This is a genomic window from Pseudomonas sp. SIMBA_067, from assembly GCF_046534675.1.
Classification (GTDB): Bacteria; Pseudomonadota; Gammaproteobacteria; order Pseudomonadales; family Pseudomonadaceae; genus Aquipseudomonas; species Aquipseudomonas putida.
Window position 1 is genome coordinate 1 of sequence record NZ_JAWRYH010001064.1, and the last position, 247, is coordinate 247.

Annotated in this window: 1 protein-coding gene; it reads right to left on the reverse strand. The window is 59.1% G+C overall.

Annotated features, from left to right (window positions below):
- The coding region (locus SB765_RS32500) for a hypothetical protein (RefSeq protein WP_410932876.1) at positions 1-247 on the reverse strand (247 nt) is incomplete at both ends.

A 247-nucleotide genomic window follows, 5' to 3' on the forward strand; every position in this document is an offset into this window, starting at 1 on the left:
CCCGGATGTGCAAGCCCAGCATCGTTGCCAGCGTCGTCATGTACAGACTGGCTCGCCCGGCCGCGCATACGGTGATGACGGAGGTCGGATCGATCTGACGGATCTGATCAACCATCAGGAACATGTGGCGCGTCATGTCTTGCGCGTTGCTGACCCAGGTGCCCGATACCAGCGTGCGACCGACATTGAACGGCAGGCCATAAAGAATCAGCCAGTTGTACGGCTTGGTCAGGATGCCGGTATCGAT